Here is an 18,377-nt window from a genome sequence, read left to right on the forward strand (position 1 = left end):
CTCCTTTTTCATATAAAAAAAGCAGTAAGTGTAAATTCCTTACTGCTATCTCATCATATATTGATCATAAGTTCAACAGGACAATGGTCGGAACCCATGACATCCGAAGATATGCTGGCATCCTCAATCTGTTCCTTAAGCCTGTCGGAAACAATAAAATAATCGATGCGCCATCCGATATTTCTGTCCCGGGCCCCGGCACGATACGACCACCAGGAATAAGCGCCTTCAAGATCAGGATAGACGTGACGGAATGAGTCAATAAAGCCAGCTTCTAAGAAACGAGTGAATGCCCTTCTCTCTTGATCAGAAAATCCAGCGTTATTTCGGTTCGCCTTTGGATTTTTCAAATCGATCTCCTGATGAGCTACATTCAAATCGCCGCATAAAATGACCGGTTTTTTCTTATCCAATTCAAGAATATAAGATAATAAAGCTTCTTCCCATTGCATCCGGTAATCGATCCGCTCCAATCCTCTTTTGGAATTGGGCGTGTAAACAGTCATCACAAACATGTTTTCAAATTCCAGCGTAATCACTCTGCCTTCTTGGTCATGTTCTTCTATCCCAATACCGTACATGACACGCAGCGGCTCTTGTTTTGAGAAAACAGCCGTGCCGGAATATCCTTTTTTCACTGCATAATTCCAATACACATGATAGCCTTCGGGCTGAAGATCAACCTGGCCGTCCTGTATCTTCGTTTCCTGAAGACATATAATATCTGCATCCTCTTCCTTCAGATAAGAAAGGAAATCCATCTTTCTCATGACAGCCCGCAGGCCGTTTACATTCCAAGAAATCAGTTTCATGTTTCATCCCCCTATAAAAAAGAGCAAGAACCCAAAGGTCCTTGCTCTTTACGTATCAGCTTACTCACCGCTTACGTACGGAAGTAAAGCCATTTGACGAGCGCGTTTAATCGCTGCAGTCAATTTACGTTGGTATTTAGCGTTTGTTCCAGTTACACGACGTGGTAAAATTTTACCGCGTTCAGAAACAAACTTTTTAAGAAGATCTACATCTTTGTAGTCGATGTGCGTGATACCGTTAGAAGTGAAATAACACACTTTACGGCGTTTCGCACGACCGCCTCTGCGTCCTCCTGCCATTGTCATTTCCCTCCTTTCTTTTTCATTTTAGGCGATAATCACATTAGAATGGAAGATCATCATCCGAGATGTCAATCGGTTTGCCGTCGTTGGCAAATGGGTCATCATTAAAGCTGTTCCCCTGATTGCGTCTCTGGTTGTTTTGATTTCCCCCAAATGGATTATCATTTTGGCCTCCGCCAAAGTACTGGCCTCCGCCGCTGTTTCCTTCGTTGTATCCACCTGAACCAGAACCGCCGCCGTTTTTCGGCTCAAGAAATTGAACACTTTCAGCTTGGACCTCAGTCACGAAGACACGCTGTCCTTGCTGGTTTTCATAGTTTCTTGTTTGTAAACGGCCATCTACGCCTGCAAGGCTTCCTTTTTTCAGGAAATTTGCAACGTTTTCGGCTTGTCTTCTCCAAGTGACACAATTAATGAAATCGGCCTCACGTTCTCCGGACTGGTTCGTAAATGTACGATTCACAGCAAGAGTAAACGTAGCAACAGCCGCACCGTTTGGCGTATAACGAAGCTCTGGGTCTTTTGTCAGTCTTCCGACTAATACAACTCGGTTAAGCATAAGAAAGACCACCTTTTACCATTATATATTTCAAAATTGCTTATTCTTCTTCTTTAACAACAATGTGGCGAATGATATCGTCACTGATCTTAGCTAAACGGTCAAATTCTTGAACTGCCGCAGCGTCAGCTTGAACGTTTAAGATTTGGTAGAAACCGTCACGGAAATCGTTGATTTCGTAAGCAAGACGACGTTTACCCCAATCCTTTGTTCCAGTGATCTCCGCACCGTTAGAAGTTAGAACGTTGTTGAAACGCTCGATAACTGCTTTTTTAGACTCATCGTCAATGTTTGGGCGGATAATGTACATAACTTCGTACTTTCTCATCTGTTTGCACCTCCTTTTGGACTAAGCGGCCCGTAATGGGCAAGGAGCAATAATTCTATTACTCACAATTTTATATTATACCAAAGCTCTTGTCCCTTTACAACTGCATCCTATACATTAAATCGGAAATGAATAACATCTCCGTCTTGAACTACGTACTCTTTCCCTTCAAGACGGACTTTTCCAGCTTCTTTCGCTCCTGCCATACCGCCGCCAGCAAGTAGATCCTCATAAGCAACAGTTTCAGCACGAATGAAGCCGCGCTCAAAGTCACTATGAATAATTCCTGCACATTCAGGGGCTTTCATGCCTTTTTTGAATGTCCAAGCTCTGACTTCCTGTTCTCCAGCAGTGAAATACGTTGCAAGGCCAAGAAGGGAATAAGACGCTTTGATCAGCTGATCAAGTCCTGATTCTTCAATGCCAAGCTCTTCAAGGAACATTTGCTTTTCATCTCCTTCAAGCTCAGCGATTTCAGATTCGATTTTCGCACAAACAACGATAACTTCCGCGTTTTCGCCGGCAGCGTACTCGCGAATCTTCGCTACATTTTCATTGCCAGACGGATCAGCGACTTCTTCTTCACTTACATTGGCCACGTACAAAATAGGCTTCGAAGTCAGTAAATGAAGCTGCTTCACAAGTTTTTGCTGCTCTTCAGTGAACTCTACAGAACGAGCAGGCTTTTCACTCTCAAACGCTTCTTTCAGTTTAGACAGAATCTCAAACTCAAATACAGCGTCTTTATCTTTTTGCTTCGCAAGTTTGCTGACGCGTGTAATCCGCTTTTCAACTGTTTCCATATCAGCGAGGATCAGCTCAAGGTTGATCGTTTCAATGTCATCAATCGGATCAACTTTTCCGGAAACGTGTGTAATGTTGTCATCAGAAAAAGCACGGACAACGTGGCAAATTGCATCAACCTGGCGAATGTGAGAAAGGAATTTGTTACCGAGTCCTTCACCTTTAGACGCGCCTTTTACGATCCCTGCAATATCAGTGAATTCAAAAGCAGTCGGCACAGTCTTCTTCGGTTTGACCAGCTCAGTCAGCTTTTGCAGTCGATCATCAGGTACTTCTACAATTCCCACGTTCGGATCAATCGTACAGAACGGGTAGTTGGCTGATTCGGCACCTGCCTGTGTAATTGCGTTAAATAGTGTTGATTTCCCGACGTTTGGCAAACCAACAATTCCAGCTGTTAAAGCCATTCTTTCATCTCCTCTATATAAAACCGTCATTGTATGAACGTATTTTGAACCTAGAGCAATTATAAGGAGGTTCACTGGAAAAGACAAGCTGACAAAAAAGCATTTTCAGCCTGCCAATCCCTTTGATTATGCTTTTTTCAAGCCTACTAAACAGTCAAAAAGCGTGCTTCCCATTCCATTATCAGAATTTGTATCATTTGTCAGTGCATTGACTGAACCTCCAAAAGCCGCCCACATGCCTTCGTCTATATTAATCGTCTTCGGATGAGCCTGCTTCATCACCTTCACCTTGCCCTTCAAGCGCCCGCGGTCATTAAAAATGACAACCTCATCTCCGTCCTGAAGATTCTGCCCAGCTGCTATATCCTGAGAAATATCGACTTGAATGTGCTGAAGTTTTTCAATAAACGGTACATGCTGAGAATGATTAGAACGCTGCGGGTGAATGGACAACAGCGTATAAGGATACTTTCCAGCTAACTCCTCATTATGGAAAACTGATTCTTCGGGCACGTTTAATTGAAGCAAGCCGCTAAATCCTTTTTCCTCAGCTAATGACGAAGTAAATTCAAATTTTCCGCTCGGCGTCAAAAACTGATAATCATCCCACGGCACTTGCTTGACTGGAAGAGGGAGGTGGCCTTTTTCTTTCAATTGCTCAAGTGTCATATCCTCTGCTTCCAATGAAGAAAGCCCCATCTCCAAAAATTCTTCAGTGCTGTGTTCAAATAGCTCGCCAAATCCGAGGCGTTTTGCAAGCTCTGACCAGATCCAGCTGTCCGACTTCGCTTCACCCTGCGGCTCCACAAGCTTCTTTCCGTACTGAACGTAATGATGATACATGCTGGAATAGTAGATATCCTCTTCTTCAAAAACAGTGGCTGTCGGCAAAACATAGTCACAAAGCTTTGCCGTATCCGTCATGATAGAATCAATCGCTACCGTCATCGGCACTTTTTCAAACGCTTGTCTTACTTTATTGGTATTCGGCACCTGGGTCAGCGGGTTTCCGCACGTCACGATAATCATCTCAATAGCTGGATCAGCAGCCGTCAGCACCTCTTCAGCCTGTGTCATCATTGAAAACGAACGTGATGCTGTTTTTAATTCCGGCAGCGTCAGCTTCGTTTTTGCAAAGCTCTCACCGATCTGGACATTCCCAAAATTCGCACCGCCGCCTTTAATTCCGACATTTCCGCTCGCCGCAACGAGTGCATCAATCCAGCGAATCGTTTCGCCGCCGTTTTTATAGCGCTGCATGCCGAGACCCATAAAAGTAGACACCGGTCCATCAGCATACAAACCGGCCAGATACTCCAGCTCCTCCATAGAAGTTTCTGTTTTCACAATAAACTCTTCTAAGGAAACAGTGTTCAAAAGCTCTTTCACATCATCAAAACCGACAGAGTGCTTAGAAATAAACGTCTCATCCGTTCTTCCTGTCTCAATCAGAACCTTCAAAACAGCTGCCGCAAGCCAGCCATCCATTCCCGGCTTTACAGAGATATAGCGGTCTGCAAGCTTGGCAGTCGGGTTGAAGATCGGATCAATCACCGTAATCGTGGCGCCCTTTTTCTTTACCTGCTGCAAGTGATGGTATAAGTGCATGTTTGTTCTGGATACATTTCTTCCCCACACAACAACATGTTTGCTGTTGTAAATATCAAGCGGACCGTGCCCGTACGAACGGCCAAAATCCCAGCTTTGCGCCTCGATACCGGAGCCCCAGCATATGCTTCCGACGATTTCAGTCACGCCGCCATATCCATTAAAAAAACGCTGATCTAGCGCTTTTAACAAACCGTTATTCGCATAATCATGGCTGTGCAAAACAGCAGTCGTCTCTGACGTTTCCTTGATCTCCCTAAGCTTGCCGGCAATTTCATCAAGCGCCTGCTCCCAAGAAATCCGAACAAACTCGCCATTTTGTTTTTTCATCGGATAGCGAAGCCGCTCAGGCGAGTTTGTTTTTGTCTCAAGCATTCTGCCGCGGCCGCAGATTTTGCCTTCCGTAATCGGATGGTTCGGATCTCCGTCCACTTTTGTTACCTTTCCGTCATCAACAGTCACCAAAAAGCCGCAGCTGTCCCAGCAATTCAGCGGACAAGCTGACTGATGCACTTTGCTCATCGCCGTCTTCTCCTTACCTTCTATATGAAAAAGCATGAGTGCCAGCCTTTTACGAAGTAGGCTCCTCATGCTTAATTAGTACTTTTTTTAGTTTTCTTTCAAATTCTTTTCTCGGAATCATAACACTGTGAGAGCATCCCTCACACTTAATTCGAATATCCATTCCCATGCGTATAATTTTCCAGCTGTTCGCTCCGCATGGATGCGGTTTTTTCATTTCTACAACATCATTCAGGCCAAAGTCTTTATCCGCCAAGACCCTTCACCTCTTTTCATAAACTGCTGTATCTATTGTACAAAAAAACTGATCATAAGAGCAATCAAGATATCCGAAAAGAAAGACATCCTCTTATTTCCATTTACTCAAAATAGGATATAACAGCAGACAAACTAACAAATATAAATTCAGCATCCCGTATATTGGGTACAAGAACGCGATCAAATCAGAAAACCCGAAAGAAGTAAAAGGCACCATTAACACTAACAGAATCAACACAATCACCCATCTCGGCATATGAATAAAGGCCATCAGCCGGCTGGACAGCCCCAGCAAACCAGCTACCGTCGTCGTGTAAATTGCAAGGCACAGCACCGCCGTCATACATAAAAAAAGGAGATAAGGCGCACCCTCCAAAACGGCAAACAACGGTATTTCAAATTGAGAAAGGGAGCCCGCCAGCTCCACTAACGTTTCATTATAAACAAAGGAGATTACGCCAAAAATAAGACCGCTTGCCACACTGGCGATTTTCGCTTCTCCGAGTCCTTTCATTTCTTTCCCAACGGAGGATAAAATCGCGACAACTGAAAGGATGTTTAAAGAGGTAAACGTAATGCTTGCAGGCCAGTTATACTGCCGAGTCAAATCAATCGTCCACGTATGGTGATGAGTGCTCTGAAAGGAGATCAGCGCATACAACAGTCCCGCTACTAAAACGGGTATTAAAAAACCATTTACTGATAATATTCCTTTCACATCCCAGAAAAACAAACACACTGTCACGATGCAAATCAGTGCAATTCCCCACCAGAAAGGAAGCTTGTACATTTGCAGAGTCACACCGCCTCCGGCAATCATCACCATAGTCGTCGAAAATAAATAAAAAATGATGAGGACATCATAAATTTTCGCCAGCCATGGTCCCATCAAGTGTTCCAGAACCGGCAGAAAATGAGTGGATTGAACCTTAAAACTGATTTTCATCACTATATAAGACGAGAAAATGAACATGATTGTAAACAGCACAATAGCAAGTCCGCTTTCCACCCCAAAAAACTGCCATATCTCCTGACCGCTCGCATATCCGGCCCCGATCAGGCTCCCTAATATGAGCAGCATCCACTTCATTCCGGCTCTCCACAACATCATCACCTCATAGCACAGAGTTCAGCTTGTTCCCGTTATTGTTACTATATAAATAACTGAAAGCAAACATGCCATATTTTCATAGACAATGACCACAAGGTGAAATTATCATACGAAATACACATAAAAATCTGGTAAAGGCAGTCTAAAACGGAATAGTAGTTTGCCCGCGGAATTAAAGAAAGTACCTCTGTATGCATCTTCACCCAGATATCCTATACTGACGAAAATAGATAATGTTGTGCATGACAAGATCGGAATAACAGACGGATTGAAAACCAGAATCGTTAACTTCGTCGGTATTGCCCTACCAATGTAGACATCTATGTATTTTCAACTGTTTTATAAGCAGACCACAGCTTGATCATAATAAAGGCATTGAGACACAATACTTATAATCAACCCTCTAACCACTCATAACAATCCTCTATTTTTGAAAATATCCGGTGTCATACACAAAGCATAAAAAATCATACTGCTGGATATACTGTAAACAACCTTACATAACTAAACACATACCATAGCAATTCTGTTACCTACTATAACAAGGAAGTGAAACCTATGAATCGAAAAGGCGGGCTTTTTTCCTCTCAGGAACGAGTAAAGCAATATGTTTCACATACAGATGCAGCTGCAGCAAAACAAATCCAAACCATCCTTTCTTCATCCTTACGTAAAGCTGCCGGCAAACCAATTGTCGTGGTTTGTATCGGAACAGACCGTTCAACCGGTGATTCATTAGGTCCGCTCGTAGGCATGAAACTCAAACAAATGCCACTCACTAGATTCCATGTCTATGGCACCTTATCTGATCCCGTCCACGCTGTGAACATGAAGGATAAAATCAATGACATTCAAAAATTACATAAAAACCCATTTATTATAGCGGTTGATGCATGCTTAGGACGCGTCAAAAGTGTAGGATCGTTTCAAATCGGAGCAGGACCATTAAAGCCTGGAGCCGGTGTGCAAAAAGACCTTCCTGAAGTGGGAGATCTTCATATTAACGGAATTGTGAATGTGAGTGGTTTTATGGAATACTTTGTATTGCAAAATACAAGGCTGCACTTGGTCATGAATATGGCAAATGTTCTAGCTGAAGGATTGAGTTTAACAGATCGAACCGAGTGGAGGCAGGAACGCCTTAACCCGCTGCATAGGCTCACTGGGCGAATATAAAACAAAAACCATCTTCTCATGAAAGATGGTTTCTTTATTATTCTCGTTCAGACAAAAGCTCTAAAATCCGGTCAAGATCTTCATTAGAGAAAAACTCAATTTCGATTTTGCCTTTTTTCTTTTGTCTTTTAATATTAACCGTTGTTCCAAAATAATTTTGAAGATAGGATTCCCGTTCTTTTATAACCGCGTCTTTCACAGGTTCTTTTTTCTTTGTTTCACGTGAAACATTCTGATTTAACTGTTGAATCAGCTGCTCAAGCTGGCGAACATTGAGCTGTTCGGCAACCACTTTTTGTACAAGTGGCTCAAGCTTATTTTTGTTTTTCAGGCCAAGAAGCGTGCGTCCATGTCCCATAGAAAGCGTACCTTCAGCAATAAGTTGCTGAATGTTTTCTGGCAGTGTCAGCAATCGTAAATGATTCGCAATATGCGGTCTGCTTTTCCCAAGACGTTTGGCAAGTTGTTCTTGCGTGAGATCTAAGTGTTTCAGCAAGGAGTCATAGGCCTGAGCCTCTTCAAGCGGTGACAAATCTTCACGCTGAAGGTTTTCCAATAAAGCAATTTCTCTCATTAATGCCTCTGATAATTCACGGACAATTGCCGGAACTGTGTCTAAACCCGCCAGTTTTGCCGCTCGAAAACGCCGTTCTCCCGCAACAATATCATAGCCTTTTAATGATTTTCTGACGATCAGCGGCTGGAGAATGCCATGCTGCAGCACAGATTCTTTTAGTTCAGCTAATGCCTCGTCATCAAAGTGTTTTCTTGGCTGATAAGGATTAGGGCGTAAATCGGCAACTTTAATTTCTTCAACTGTCTCTTCAGACAAATCGACCTGATTAAACAACGCATTAATCCCTTTTCCAAGGCCTTTAGCCATTCGCAGCCACTTCCTTTGCTAAATCTAAATATACTTCCGCACCTCTTGATCGCGGGTCGTATAAAATGATGGGTTTTCCGTGACTCGGTGCCTCGCTCAGACGGACGTTACGCGGAATAACCGTCTTATATACTTTATCCCTAAAATATTTTTTAACCTCTTCAATGACTTGAATGCCGAGATTCGTCCGGGCATCAAGCATTGTCAGCAATACACCTTCAATCATTAAATCAGTATTCAAATGCTTCTGCACAAGTCGTACTGTATTTAATAACTGGCTGAGTCCCTCTAAAGCATAATATTCGCACTGTACAGGAATCACAACGGAATCTGAGGCAGTAAGCGCATTAATCGTCAGCAGCCCTAATGACGGCGGACAATCAATAATAATATAATCATAGTTCTGCTTTACAGCTTCAAGCGCCCTCTTCAGTCTTACTTCTCTTGAAATCGTCGGAACCAGCTCGATTTCAGCTCCGGCAAGCTGAATCGTCGCAGGAATCACGTCCAAGTTCTCTACTGTCGTTGCCTTAATAATATCTATTACATCTGCATCATCTACTAAAATGTCGTACACACACTGCTCTACATCGGCTTTTTCAATCCCTAATCCGCTTGTCGCATTTCCCTGCGGATCAATATCTACCAGCAGAACCCTTTTCCCTATGTAAGCTAAGCATGCCCCAAGGTTGACAGACGTCGTTGTTTTGCCCACTCCGCCTTTTTGGTTCGTAATTGCTATGATTTTTCCCACGATGTCACCTACTTTCACATGAACATGTACTATCTTGATTCTATTCTATCAAAAAAAGATTAAAGCGTTTCATTTTTTTCATCATTTTGTTCCGAATCAGAAGGGAAATAATTGAAGATTCAAGCATGCCATATGCTTTCTCTTATAAATTCTGCAACTTCTATGTTTTTTTGACTTAAAAAAGGGATTTCTTAAAGAAAAAAAGAAGAAGTTACAGTGCAGAACGTACAGGATGGTGAGAATATGGTTTTTAAAACAAAGAGAGATATACCCGTTACACTGATGATTGTGTTCCTCATATTACTGATACAAGCAGATGCCATTGTTCCTTTTGTACTGGGAAATGCAAGGATTTCAGGCTGGATCATTTTTACTCTGCTGACTCTTTTAAATGTGCTTATCATTTGGAGCTTTATTGATCTGAAATATGTATTGAGAGAACATCATCTAATCATTAAAGCAGGACTGATCAAACACCAAATTCCTTACGAAAAAATTGACAAAGTGGTTCAAAAAAAGAAGCTGTGGTCAGGTTTTCGTCTGATTGGCTCTCGTCATGCCATCACGATATATTATCAGGGAGGCTGGGGACATGCGGTGATTTCTCCGCAAGATACTGAAGAATTTATCCACAAGCTTGAAGAAAAAAATTCTAATATAACATTATTCACTAAAAGTAATTGATTTCCTTTTACCATAAAAATAAAAGCTCTCCTGCTTTTCAGGAGAGCTTTTATTTTGGTATGCGAATCGTTAATTGAATATATTCTTCAAATTCTTCTTCTTCCGTATTCAATTTTACACCGCTGTCTTCAACCATTGATAGTGACTGGCGAATCGTGTTCATTGCAATTCTTGTATCTCTGCTGAACGCTTTGCGTCTAGGCTTTGGTTTTCTCTGGCCTTGCTCCAGCATTTTCACCACGCGGTCTTCCGTCTGCTTTACATTTAAACTTTTCTCAATAATCTCTGTGAGCAGTGTGACTTGGAGCTCAGGCTGCTTTAGCGGAATCAGCGCTCTGGCGTGACGCTCAGTGATTTTCTTCTCCATAATCGCGTCCTGAACCGGCTGAGGCAGCTTTAATAACCGCAGCTTATTCGCAATTGTAGATTGCCCTTTTCCTAAACGCTGTGCGAGTGCTTCCTGTGTTAAGTCATGCAGTTCAAGAAGCCGAGCATAGGCATGCGCTTCCTCAATAGAAGACAGTTCTTCCCGCTGCAAGTTTTCAATTAACGCCACAGAAGCGGTTTCCGTGTCGGAAAAATCCTTAATAATAGCCGGAATCTTTTCCCACTCGAGCGATTGTACCGCTCTCCAGCGTCTTTCACCTGCAATGAGTTCGTATTGGCCTTCTTCTTCTGTATGCCTGACAACAATCGGCTGAATAATGCCGTGTGTATGAATGGTCATTGCTAACTCTTTGATTTTTTCATCTGAGAAAATGGTGCGTGGCTGAAAACGGTTGGGAACGATAGCATTTACCGGTATTTCAAGAATCTCTTCTTTGTTTGTCTCATGTTCAGCAATCTCCGGTTCCTGTTCCTTCTCACCAAGCCCGAAGAAACGAGAGAATGAATGCTTCATGTACCTACACCACCTTTAAAAACTGCCATTTTTATAATTCTATTTTCTCATGGTTTTTCCTGCTGTACATCCACCAATTTTGATGAAAATATGATGGTATTGTCATATCAGGCTGTCTAAATTACCCTTCGATTGGCGATTTATTAGGAGTTCCCGGTTTTCTTGGATACTTCTTAGGTGTATTTTTTTTCTTGCGTATCACCATAATATTACGATCGCTTTCTTCAATAGGCAGCTTAAAGGAATGGATATTCTCAAGTTCTCCTCCAAGCGTCGTGATCGCTTTTTTGCCGGCATTCAGTTCTTCTTCAGCTGATGCAGCTTTTAAAGCAACAAATAACCCGTTTTTCTTCACTAGAGGCAGGCAAAGTTCGCTCAAAACAGATAGTCTTGCAACTGCTCGCGCTGTCACAATATCATAGCTTTCCCGTACGTCTTTCCGCTGTCCGAATGTTTCAGCTCTGTCATGGCAGAATGTCGTATTCTCCAATTGCAATGCTTCAGACAACTTTTCTAAAAACGTAATCCGTTTATTTAGTGAATCCACGATTGTGACATGGAGGTGCGGAAAGCATATTTTAATCGGAAGACTCGGAAAACCCGCTCCCGCTCCAACATCACAAATCGTGTTCACTTGATTGAAGTCGACATAAAAAGCAGCTGTAATGGAATCATAAAAATGCTTAAGATACACTTCTTTTTTCTCTGTAATTGAAGTCAGATTGATTTTTTCGTTCCATTCAACCAGCATGTCGTAATACAGCTCAAATTGCTCCAGCTGACGGGGAGAAAGGGAGATCCCTTTTTCCGCCAAACTAGAAGTGAATTCTTCAATATTCATGCCGTCATCCTTTCTATTCGGCTATCTTCGCAATGCGTCCCTGCTCTAAATACACCAATAGAATTGAAATGTCCGCCGGGTTTACACCGGAAATGCGGGAAGCTTGGGCAACAGACAAAGGACGCACATGTTTCAGTTTTTGACGCGCCTCAGTCGCGATCCCTTTAATTGCATCATAATCAATTCGATCCGGAATTTTTTTGTTTTCCATCTTCTTCAGTTTTTCCACTTGCTGAAGGGATTTTTCAATATATCCTTCATATTTTACTTGGATTTCTACTTGTTCTGCCACGTCTTGCGAAACCGGCACTTCTGGCGGCGCCAGTTTTGTGACTGTTTCATAGTTCATTTCAGGACGTTTCATCAAGTCTGTGCCGCGAACTCCATCTTTCAGTTCGCTTCCGCCAAGAGAACGGATATATTCTTGATTCTCCGGAGAAGGCTTGATAATCACAGAGTGCAGACGTTTTTTCTCCGCTTCGATCGCCGCTTTTTTCTTCTCAAAAGCTGCATATCGCTCATCAGAAATCAATCCAATGCGGTGTCCGATTTCTGTCAGACGCAAATCAGCATTGTCATGGCGAAGAAGCAATCTGTATTCAGCACGTGATGTCAAAAGACGGTATGGTTCATTGGTTCCTTTTGTCACAAGGTCATCAATCAGAACACCAATGTAGGCGTCAGAACGGCTCAGAATCACTTCTTCTTTTCCAAGCGCTTTTCGTCCTGCATTGATTCCCGCCATAATTCCTTGTCCCGCAGCTTCTTCATAACCGGAAGTTCCGTTAATTTGGCCTGCAGTGTAAAGGTTTGTGATTTTTTTCGTTTCAAGTGTCGGCCATAGCTGTGTCGGTACGATCGCATCGTACTCGATCGCATAGCCGGCTCTCATCATTTGCACGTTTTCAAGACCAGGAATCGTCGCAAGCATTCTTTGCTGTACATCTTCTGGAAGACTTGTAGATAACCCTTGGACATAGACTTCCTGCGTATTTCTGCCTTCAGGCTCAAGGAAGATCTGGTGACGCGGTTTATCATTAAAACGGACAACTTTATCTTCAATAGACGGGCAGTATCTTGGACCCGTCCCTTTGATCATACCGGAATACATCGGTGAACGGTGCAGGTTGCTGTCAATAATCTCATGTGTCTCAGGGCTTGTATATGTCAGCCAGCAAGGGAGCTGGTCTGTAATATATTCCACTGTTTCATATGAGAAAGCGCGAGGCACATCGTCACCAGGCTGAATCTCCGTTTTGCTGTAATCAATCGTGTCGCTTTTGACGCGAGGCGGCGTACCTGTTTTAAAACGAACAAGGTCAAAGCCCAGTTCCTCCAAATGCTCAGAAAGCTTAATAGAAGGCTGCTGGTTATTCGGACCGCTTGAGTAAGACAGATCTCCAAGAATGATTCGTCCTCTTAAATATGTCCCTGTCGTCATGACAACTGCTTTCGCACGATAATGCGCGCCGGTTTGTGTAATAACACCGCGGCATTCGCCGTCTTCAACGATCAACCGCTCCACAATTCCTTGCAGCAATGTTAAGTTTGGTTCTTTTTCAAGCGTATTTTTCATTTCGTGCTGATATTGGAATTTGTCTGCTTGGGCACGCAATGCACGGACCGCAGGACCTTTTCCAGTATTCAGCATTCTCATTTGAATGTGCGTTTTATCGATGTTTCTGCCCATTTCTCCGCCGAGCGCGTCAATTTCGCGGACGACAATCCCTTTTGCAGGGCCGCCGACAGACGGATTACATGGCATAAATGCAACCATATCTAAGTTGATGGTCAAGACAAGCGTTTTGGCGCCTTGGCGTGCAGATGCGAGGGCAGCCTCAACACCGGCATGCCCGGCGCCAATCACAATCACATCGTATTGGCCTGCTTCATACCCCATGATTCTAGTTCCTCCTTTTATTATTTTCCTAAACAGAATTGTGAAAAGAGCTGATCAATTAAGCTTTCGTGGACAGAATCTCCGATGATTTCGCCCAAAAGCTCCCAGCATCTTGTAAGGTCGATTTGCACCATGTCGATCGGGACATCCTGTTCGATGCCGCTAAGCGCATCTTCAATGGCACGTTTTGCTTGCTGTAAAATAGAGATATGACGTGTGTTGCTGACATAAGTCAGATCTCCGCTTTCAATGGCACCCGTGTAGAACAGCGATTGAATCGCTTCTTCCAGATCATTGACGCCTTCCTCTTTTAATAGAGATGTCGTGACAACAGGACGTCCATTGGCAAGCTCACGGACACGCTCACTGTCAATCTTCGCCTCAAGGTCAGTCTTATTCATAATCACGATAACGTCCATGCCCTCAACGGCTTCAAAAAGCTTCACGTCTTCTTCAGAAAGCTCTTCACTATAATTAAGCACGAGTAAAATCAGGTCCGCTTCCTTTAGAACCTGGCGAGAACGTTCAACACCGATTCGTTCAACAATATCCTCTGTTTCACGAATACCTGCTGTATCAACCAGACGAAGTGGAACGCCCCTTACATTAACGTATTCCTCAATTACATCCCGAGTCGTTCCTGGAATATCGGTTACAATGGCTTTTGCCTCATGAACGAGGCTGTTCAGAAGAGATGATTTTCCTACATTCGGCCGGCCGATAATGACAGTAGAAAGACCTTCCCGCAAGATTTTTCCTTGCTCAGAAGTCCTCAGCAGCGCCTCAATTTCTTTTTTCACGGCGGTTGCCTTTTCAACCAAAAGCTGATGCGTCATTTCCTCTACATCATCGTACTCCGGATAATCGATATTCACCTCAACGTGAGCCAGCGTTTCTAAAATCTCACTGCGTAAACGGCGCACCAAAGCAGAAAGACGCCCTTCCATTTGATTCATGGCGACGTTCATTGCCCGGTCCGTTTTCGCTCTGATTAAGTCCATAACCGCTTCCGCCTGTGAAAGATCAATTCGGCCGTTTAAAAACGCGCGTTTCGTAAATTCACCAGGCTCTGCCAGTCTCGCTCCCTCTCTCAATGCGAGCTGAAGCACTTGGTTCACAGTCACAATTCCCCCGTGACAGTTAATTTCGATGACATCTTCACGTGTAAAAGTTCTCGGTGCCTTTAACACTGATACCATTACTTCCTCTACGACACGATCCGAAGGTCTGTCTACGATATGACCATAATGAATCGTATGTGATTCGACCGAGCTGAGTGTTTTTCCCTTCGGCCCTTTATAAATTTTATCTGCGATTTGAATTGCTTCTGGTCCGCTCAACCGTACAATCGCAATCGCGCCTTCTCCCATCGGAGTGGAAATTGCTGCAATTGTATCCATGCTGTTCACCTCTCTTTACTTATACTTTCATCTATATAAAAAAATTTTTATTATGCCAAAACTAAAAGATAACATAGTTTGGTTCGAAGTGGAAGATGTGTTATCCACAGAATTAGGAATTCGCCTCCTATTACTTTAACTTATCCACATGTGAATAACAATTAATTTTATTTCCTGAACTTCCTTTTTATCAACAGGATACACCTAAAAAGAAAAAACTTAAACGGCAAAAGCTTGATATGACTAGGAAAAATAGATTTTTCTCATACAAAAAAACCGAAATCCGCTTTTTATCGGACTTCGGTTTTATGCTATCTTTTATGGGAAATAACGAGATGGCGATTTTCGCCTTCACCCATTGAATATGTTTTGATCTGGTGATTTGCATATCCAGAAAGAGTATCATGAATGATTTTTCTTTCACTGGACGGCATAGGTTCAAGATGAACTGCTTTTTTCGTTTTCAGGACCTGGTCTGCAAGCCTGATTGCCAGCTGACTCAGTGTATCTTTTCTTTTCAAACGATAGTTTTCTGCATCCACCGTCACATTTTTATATTGGCCTGGATAACGATTAAGGACAAGCTGTGTCAAAGTTTCAAGGGCATTTAAGGTTTGTCCTCTTTTCCCAATCAACAAGGCCGCTTTTTCACCTGTTATATGGAAACTCACTGTCTTTTTGCTTTCTTGAACAGTCACATCAGACTTCCCGGCAATCGCTTCGGCAATTGTTTGAAGATAAGACTTCGCTTGCTGAATCGGATCAATCTTTTCAACCAGCTTTACGACCACCGGCTTTTTACCGAAAATACCGAGAAACCCTTTGTTTCCCTCTTCAATAACGGTAATTTCTACCTTATCCTTCGTTAATTCCAGCTCTTGCAATCCAGACTGTACTGCTTCATCGACATTTCGCCCTGCAGCAGTCACACTCCTCACTTTTTCTTTCCTCCGGCTTTTTCCGGCTCAGGATTTTTTTTAATATCTGGTCCTTTAATGAGGAAAGTTTGTGCAATCATAAATAAGTTACCGACTACCCAATAAAGAGAAAGAGCCGCCGGGAAGTTGATAGCAAATACGATAATCATAATCGGCATAATCCAAAGCATCATCGCCATTTGCGGATTTTGCTGCGCATTTCCCGCCATCATCAGTTTTTGCTGAACAAATGTAGCAACACCGGCAACGATAGGAAGAATATAGAAAGGATCTTTTTCTCCTAAGTCAAACCATAAGAAACTATGCTCTGAAATCGCCTGTGTTCTCATGATCGCATGATAGAATCCAATTAAAATCGGCATCTGGATTAAAATCGGGAAACATCCCGCCAACGGATTGACACCATGCTTTTGGAATAAAGCCATTGTTTCCTGCTGAAGCTTTTGCTGTGTTTTTTGATCCTTTGAGCTGTATTTTTCTTTAAGCTTTTGCATTTCCGGCTGTAAAGCCTGCATCGCTTTCGAACTTCTCAGCTGCTTAATCATCAGCGGTAAAATTAATAAACGAATTAAAATGGTAACAAGAATAATTGATAGTCCATAGTTATCTCCCGTCAATTTCGCTACATACGTAATGAGCTCAGACAATGGATATACTACGTACTTGTCCCAAAAATGCGGACTATCTGCAGTGATTGGCTCCTTCACACTCGAGCACCCAGCCAAAAGCATGAATACGCCAACCATACTTAATAGCAACCCTATTCTCCTTTTCAACAACATTTCCTCCTATAATTAATCTTTACACTCTTTTATTGCAAAGCATACTTGTATGTATTTTAGCATCTTTCAGTTTTAAATGGTGTCTTTTTCTGATCAACCAGAAAGGAAGCGCTTTTAAAAGTTGTAAGAAAGCAGTGACAATGCCTACTTTGACGAAGATTTCTTATATAATGAAGATTTCCTGAATAGATGCTGCAGGCTTTTTTTCGTTTCCTCATATGTCAGCTGGCTCGCCGGTTTTCTGGCAATAATGATGTAATCCTTTTCCTTCAGTCTCTCTTTCTCTTCAAGAAAAGCCTGCCGAATCAAACGTTTGATCCGATTTCGCATCACAGCGTTGCCAATTTTTTTGCTGACGGAAAGCCCGACGCGCAGCTCATCGTTTTCAGGCTGATCAAGCGTATATAAGACAAACTGGCGGTTCGCTATTGATGTCCCATGCTTAAACACTTTTTGAAAATCTTCATTTTTCTTTAAACGATTTCGCTTCTTCAAATGACTCACTCCGATACTGGCTGGCAGAAACTTTTAAAATTTATTATGAAAATGCGATGCATCAGAACTAGGGGGCATCCCCCAGTTCATCACGCATCACATCTATCTTTTCCCATAATGTGAAAAAAGACCACTGACATTATTCAGTGGCCTAAGCTGATAATACTTTTCTGCCTTTACGGCGACGGCGTGCTAAAACTAGACGACCGTTTTTTGAACTCATACGGCTTCTGAAGCCATGAACTTTACTGCGTTTACGGTTATTCGGTTGGAATGTTCTTTTCATTTATGACACCTCCCTCGAGGAATAGCTGCTAAAGACAGTCTTAATTATTATATTTGCGTTACCTATTCATTGTCAACTTCACTAGTGCTTTTATTTCTTGCAACCATAATAGGATACCATACCTTTTCAACTTTCGAAACCTTATTTTTCAGATTCCTTAATTTAACGAAAAAAAGACAAATCCAAACAATTTGCCTCTAAAATAACGTATGTGGATATCTTTTTTGCCTTTTTTCAATATCCACAGAGGTTATCGACAACATTTTCACATTACCAACCACTGTGGACAAGATTTTTTCAACAGGTTGTCCGCTTTGTGGATAAGATTGTGACAACCATTGCAAGCTCTCATTTATTTTGGTATTATATTTGTGTTTTAACTCTTGATTACTAATCTTGCCTTTCCCTTTTATCCACAAAGTGTGGATAAGTTGTGGATTGATTTCACACAGCTTGTGTAGAATGTTGTCCACAAGTTGTGAAATTTGTCGAAAAGCTATTTATCTACTATATTATATGTTTTCAACATTTAATGTGTACGAATGGCAAGCGCCATTTGCTCTTTTTTTGTGTTCTATAACAGAGAAAGACACCATTTTCTATGAAAAGGAGGGACGTGCTGGAA

At 42.4% G+C, this 18,377-nt stretch carries 20 protein-coding genes; 2 read left to right on the plus strand and 18 right to left on the minus strand.

Going from position 1 to position 18,377, the window contains the following annotated elements; translation table 11 throughout:
- Positions 1–53 precede the first annotated feature (53 nt).
- From xth to M0696_RS20935, 8 genes are all read right to left on the minus strand, one after another.
- Entirely contained in the window at positions 54–812 is a 759-nt protein-coding gene (gene xth, locus M0696_RS20900; protein WP_166846125.1) for an exodeoxyribonuclease III, read from the minus strand.
- A gap of 60 nt (positions 813–872) precedes the next feature.
- Complete coding sequence (rpsR, locus tag M0696_RS20905) at positions 873–1,112, minus strand: 30S ribosomal protein S18 (RefSeq protein ID WP_003219224.1); 240 nt, start codon at positions 1,110–1,112, stop codon at positions 873–875.
- Between the two features lie 43 nt (positions 1,113–1,155).
- The gene (gene ssbA / locus M0696_RS20910; RefSeq protein ID WP_003219228.1) at positions 1,156–1,674 is read right to left on the minus strand and encodes a single-stranded DNA-binding protein SsbA; all 519 of its coding nucleotides are present in this window, start codon (positions 1,672–1,674) and stop codon (positions 1,156–1,158) included.
- A 40-nt stretch (positions 1,675–1,714) separates the two neighbouring features.
- On the minus strand, positions 1,715–2,002 hold the full coding sequence (gene rpsF, locus M0696_RS20915) for a 30S ribosomal protein S6 (protein WP_014115888.1): 288 nt from the start codon (positions 2,000–2,002) through the stop codon (positions 1,715–1,717).
- A 110-nt stretch (positions 2,003–2,112) separates the two neighbouring features.
- On the minus strand, positions 2,113–3,213 hold the full coding sequence (gene ychF / locus M0696_RS20920) for a redox-regulated ATPase YchF (RefSeq protein WP_166846122.1): 1,101 nt from the start codon (positions 3,211–3,213) through the stop codon (positions 2,113–2,115).
- Between the two features lie 126 nt (positions 3,214–3,339).
- On the minus strand, positions 3,340–5,343 hold the full coding sequence (locus M0696_RS20925; protein ID WP_222142436.1) for a molybdopterin-dependent oxidoreductase: 2,004 nt from the start codon (positions 5,341–5,343) through the stop codon (positions 3,340–3,342).
- Positions 5,344–5,392: 49 nt separating this feature from the next.
- Positions 5,393–5,599, minus strand: a complete 207-nt coding sequence (locus M0696_RS20930; protein WP_166846114.1) for a DUF951 domain-containing protein — start codon at positions 5,597–5,599, stop codon at positions 5,393–5,395.
- Between the two features lie 93 nt (positions 5,600–5,692).
- Positions 5,693–6,709, minus strand: a complete 1,017-nt coding sequence (locus M0696_RS20935; protein WP_222142471.1) for a YkvI family membrane protein — start codon at positions 6,707–6,709, stop codon at positions 5,693–5,695.
- A 561-nt stretch (positions 6,710–7,270) separates the two neighbouring features.
- Here M0696_RS20935 and yyaC point away from each other — a divergent pair.
- Positions 7,271–7,888, plus strand: a complete 618-nt coding sequence (gene yyaC / locus M0696_RS20940; RefSeq protein ID WP_166846111.1) for a spore protease YyaC — start codon at positions 7,271–7,273, stop codon at positions 7,886–7,888.
- A 37-nt stretch (positions 7,889–7,925) separates the two neighbouring features.
- Here yyaC and spo0J read toward each other — a convergent pair whose 3' ends face one another.
- On the minus strand, positions 7,926–8,771 hold the full coding sequence (gene spo0J / locus M0696_RS20945; RefSeq protein WP_166846108.1) for a stage 0 sporulation protein Spo0J: 846 nt from the start codon (positions 8,769–8,771) through the stop codon (positions 7,926–7,928).
- Positions 8,764–9,525: a sporulation initiation inhibitor protein Soj gene (soj, locus tag M0696_RS20950; protein WP_003219244.1), complete on the minus strand. Its 762-nt coding sequence runs from the start codon at positions 9,523–9,525 to the stop codon at positions 8,764–8,766. Before soj ends, spo0J begins: the two co-directional genes overlap by 8 nt.
- 243 nt (positions 9,526–9,768) lie before the next feature.
- On the opposite strand from soj, the gene M0696_RS20955 reads away from it, so the two are divergent.
- Positions 9,769–10,209, plus strand: coding sequence for a PH domain-containing protein (locus M0696_RS20955; protein ID WP_248602361.1), 441 nt, complete (start codon positions 9,769–9,771; stop codon positions 10,207–10,209).
- A gap of 49 nt (positions 10,210–10,258) precedes the next feature.
- Here M0696_RS20955 and noc read toward each other — a convergent pair whose 3' ends face one another.
- From noc to rpmH, 8 genes are all read right to left on the minus strand, one after another.
- Positions 10,259–11,110, minus strand: a complete 852-nt coding sequence (gene noc / locus M0696_RS20960) for a nucleoid occlusion protein (RefSeq protein WP_003219249.1) — start codon at positions 11,108–11,110, stop codon at positions 10,259–10,261.
- A 121-nt stretch (positions 11,111–11,231) separates the two neighbouring features.
- Entirely contained in the window at positions 11,232–11,951 is a 720-nt protein-coding gene (gene rsmG / locus M0696_RS20965; protein ID WP_100275172.1) for a 16S rRNA (guanine(527)-N(7))-methyltransferase RsmG, read from the minus strand.
- 13 nt (positions 11,952–11,964) lie between these two features.
- Positions 11,965–13,851 (minus strand): tRNA uridine-5-carboxymethylaminomethyl(34) synthesis enzyme MnmG, encoded by a 1,887-nt coding sequence (mnmG, locus tag M0696_RS20970; protein WP_222142437.1) that lies wholly within the window; start codon positions 13,849–13,851, stop codon positions 11,965–11,967.
- 20 nt (positions 13,852–13,871) lie between these two features.
- Positions 13,872–15,251: a tRNA uridine-5-carboxymethylaminomethyl(34) synthesis GTPase MnmE gene (mnmE, locus tag M0696_RS20975; protein ID WP_014115897.1), complete on the minus strand. Its 1,380-nt coding sequence runs from the start codon at positions 15,249–15,251 to the stop codon at positions 13,872–13,874.
- A 311-nt stretch (positions 15,252–15,562) separates the two neighbouring features.
- Positions 15,563–16,189 (minus strand): RNA-binding cell elongation regulator Jag/EloR, encoded by a 627-nt coding sequence (jag, locus tag M0696_RS20980; protein WP_222142438.1) that lies wholly within the window; start codon positions 16,187–16,189, stop codon positions 15,563–15,565.
- Complete coding sequence (gene spoIIIJ / locus M0696_RS20985; protein ID WP_044059167.1) at positions 16,186–16,971, minus strand: YidC family membrane integrase SpoIIIJ; 786 nt, start codon at positions 16,969–16,971, stop codon at positions 16,186–16,188. The genes jag and spoIIIJ overlap by 4 nt, the downstream gene beginning before the upstream one ends.
- A 144-nt stretch (positions 16,972–17,115) precedes the next feature.
- Positions 17,116–17,466: a ribonuclease P protein component gene (rnpA, locus tag M0696_RS20990; RefSeq protein ID WP_041521115.1), complete on the minus strand. Its 351-nt coding sequence runs from the start codon at positions 17,464–17,466 to the stop codon at positions 17,116–17,118.
- Positions 17,467–17,617: 151 nt separating this feature from the next.
- Positions 17,618–17,752 carry a 50S ribosomal protein L34 gene (gene rpmH, locus M0696_RS20995; protein ID WP_003178075.1) on the minus strand — a complete coding sequence of 45 codons (135 nt, stop codon included), beginning with the start codon at positions 17,750–17,752 and terminating at the stop codon, positions 17,618–17,620.
- Positions 17,753–18,377: the final 625 nt, after the last annotated feature.

The sequence above is a fragment of the Bacillus rugosus genome (genome assembly GCF_023238245.1).
Lineage (GTDB): Bacteria > Bacillota > Bacilli > Bacillales > Bacillaceae > Bacillus > Bacillus rugosus.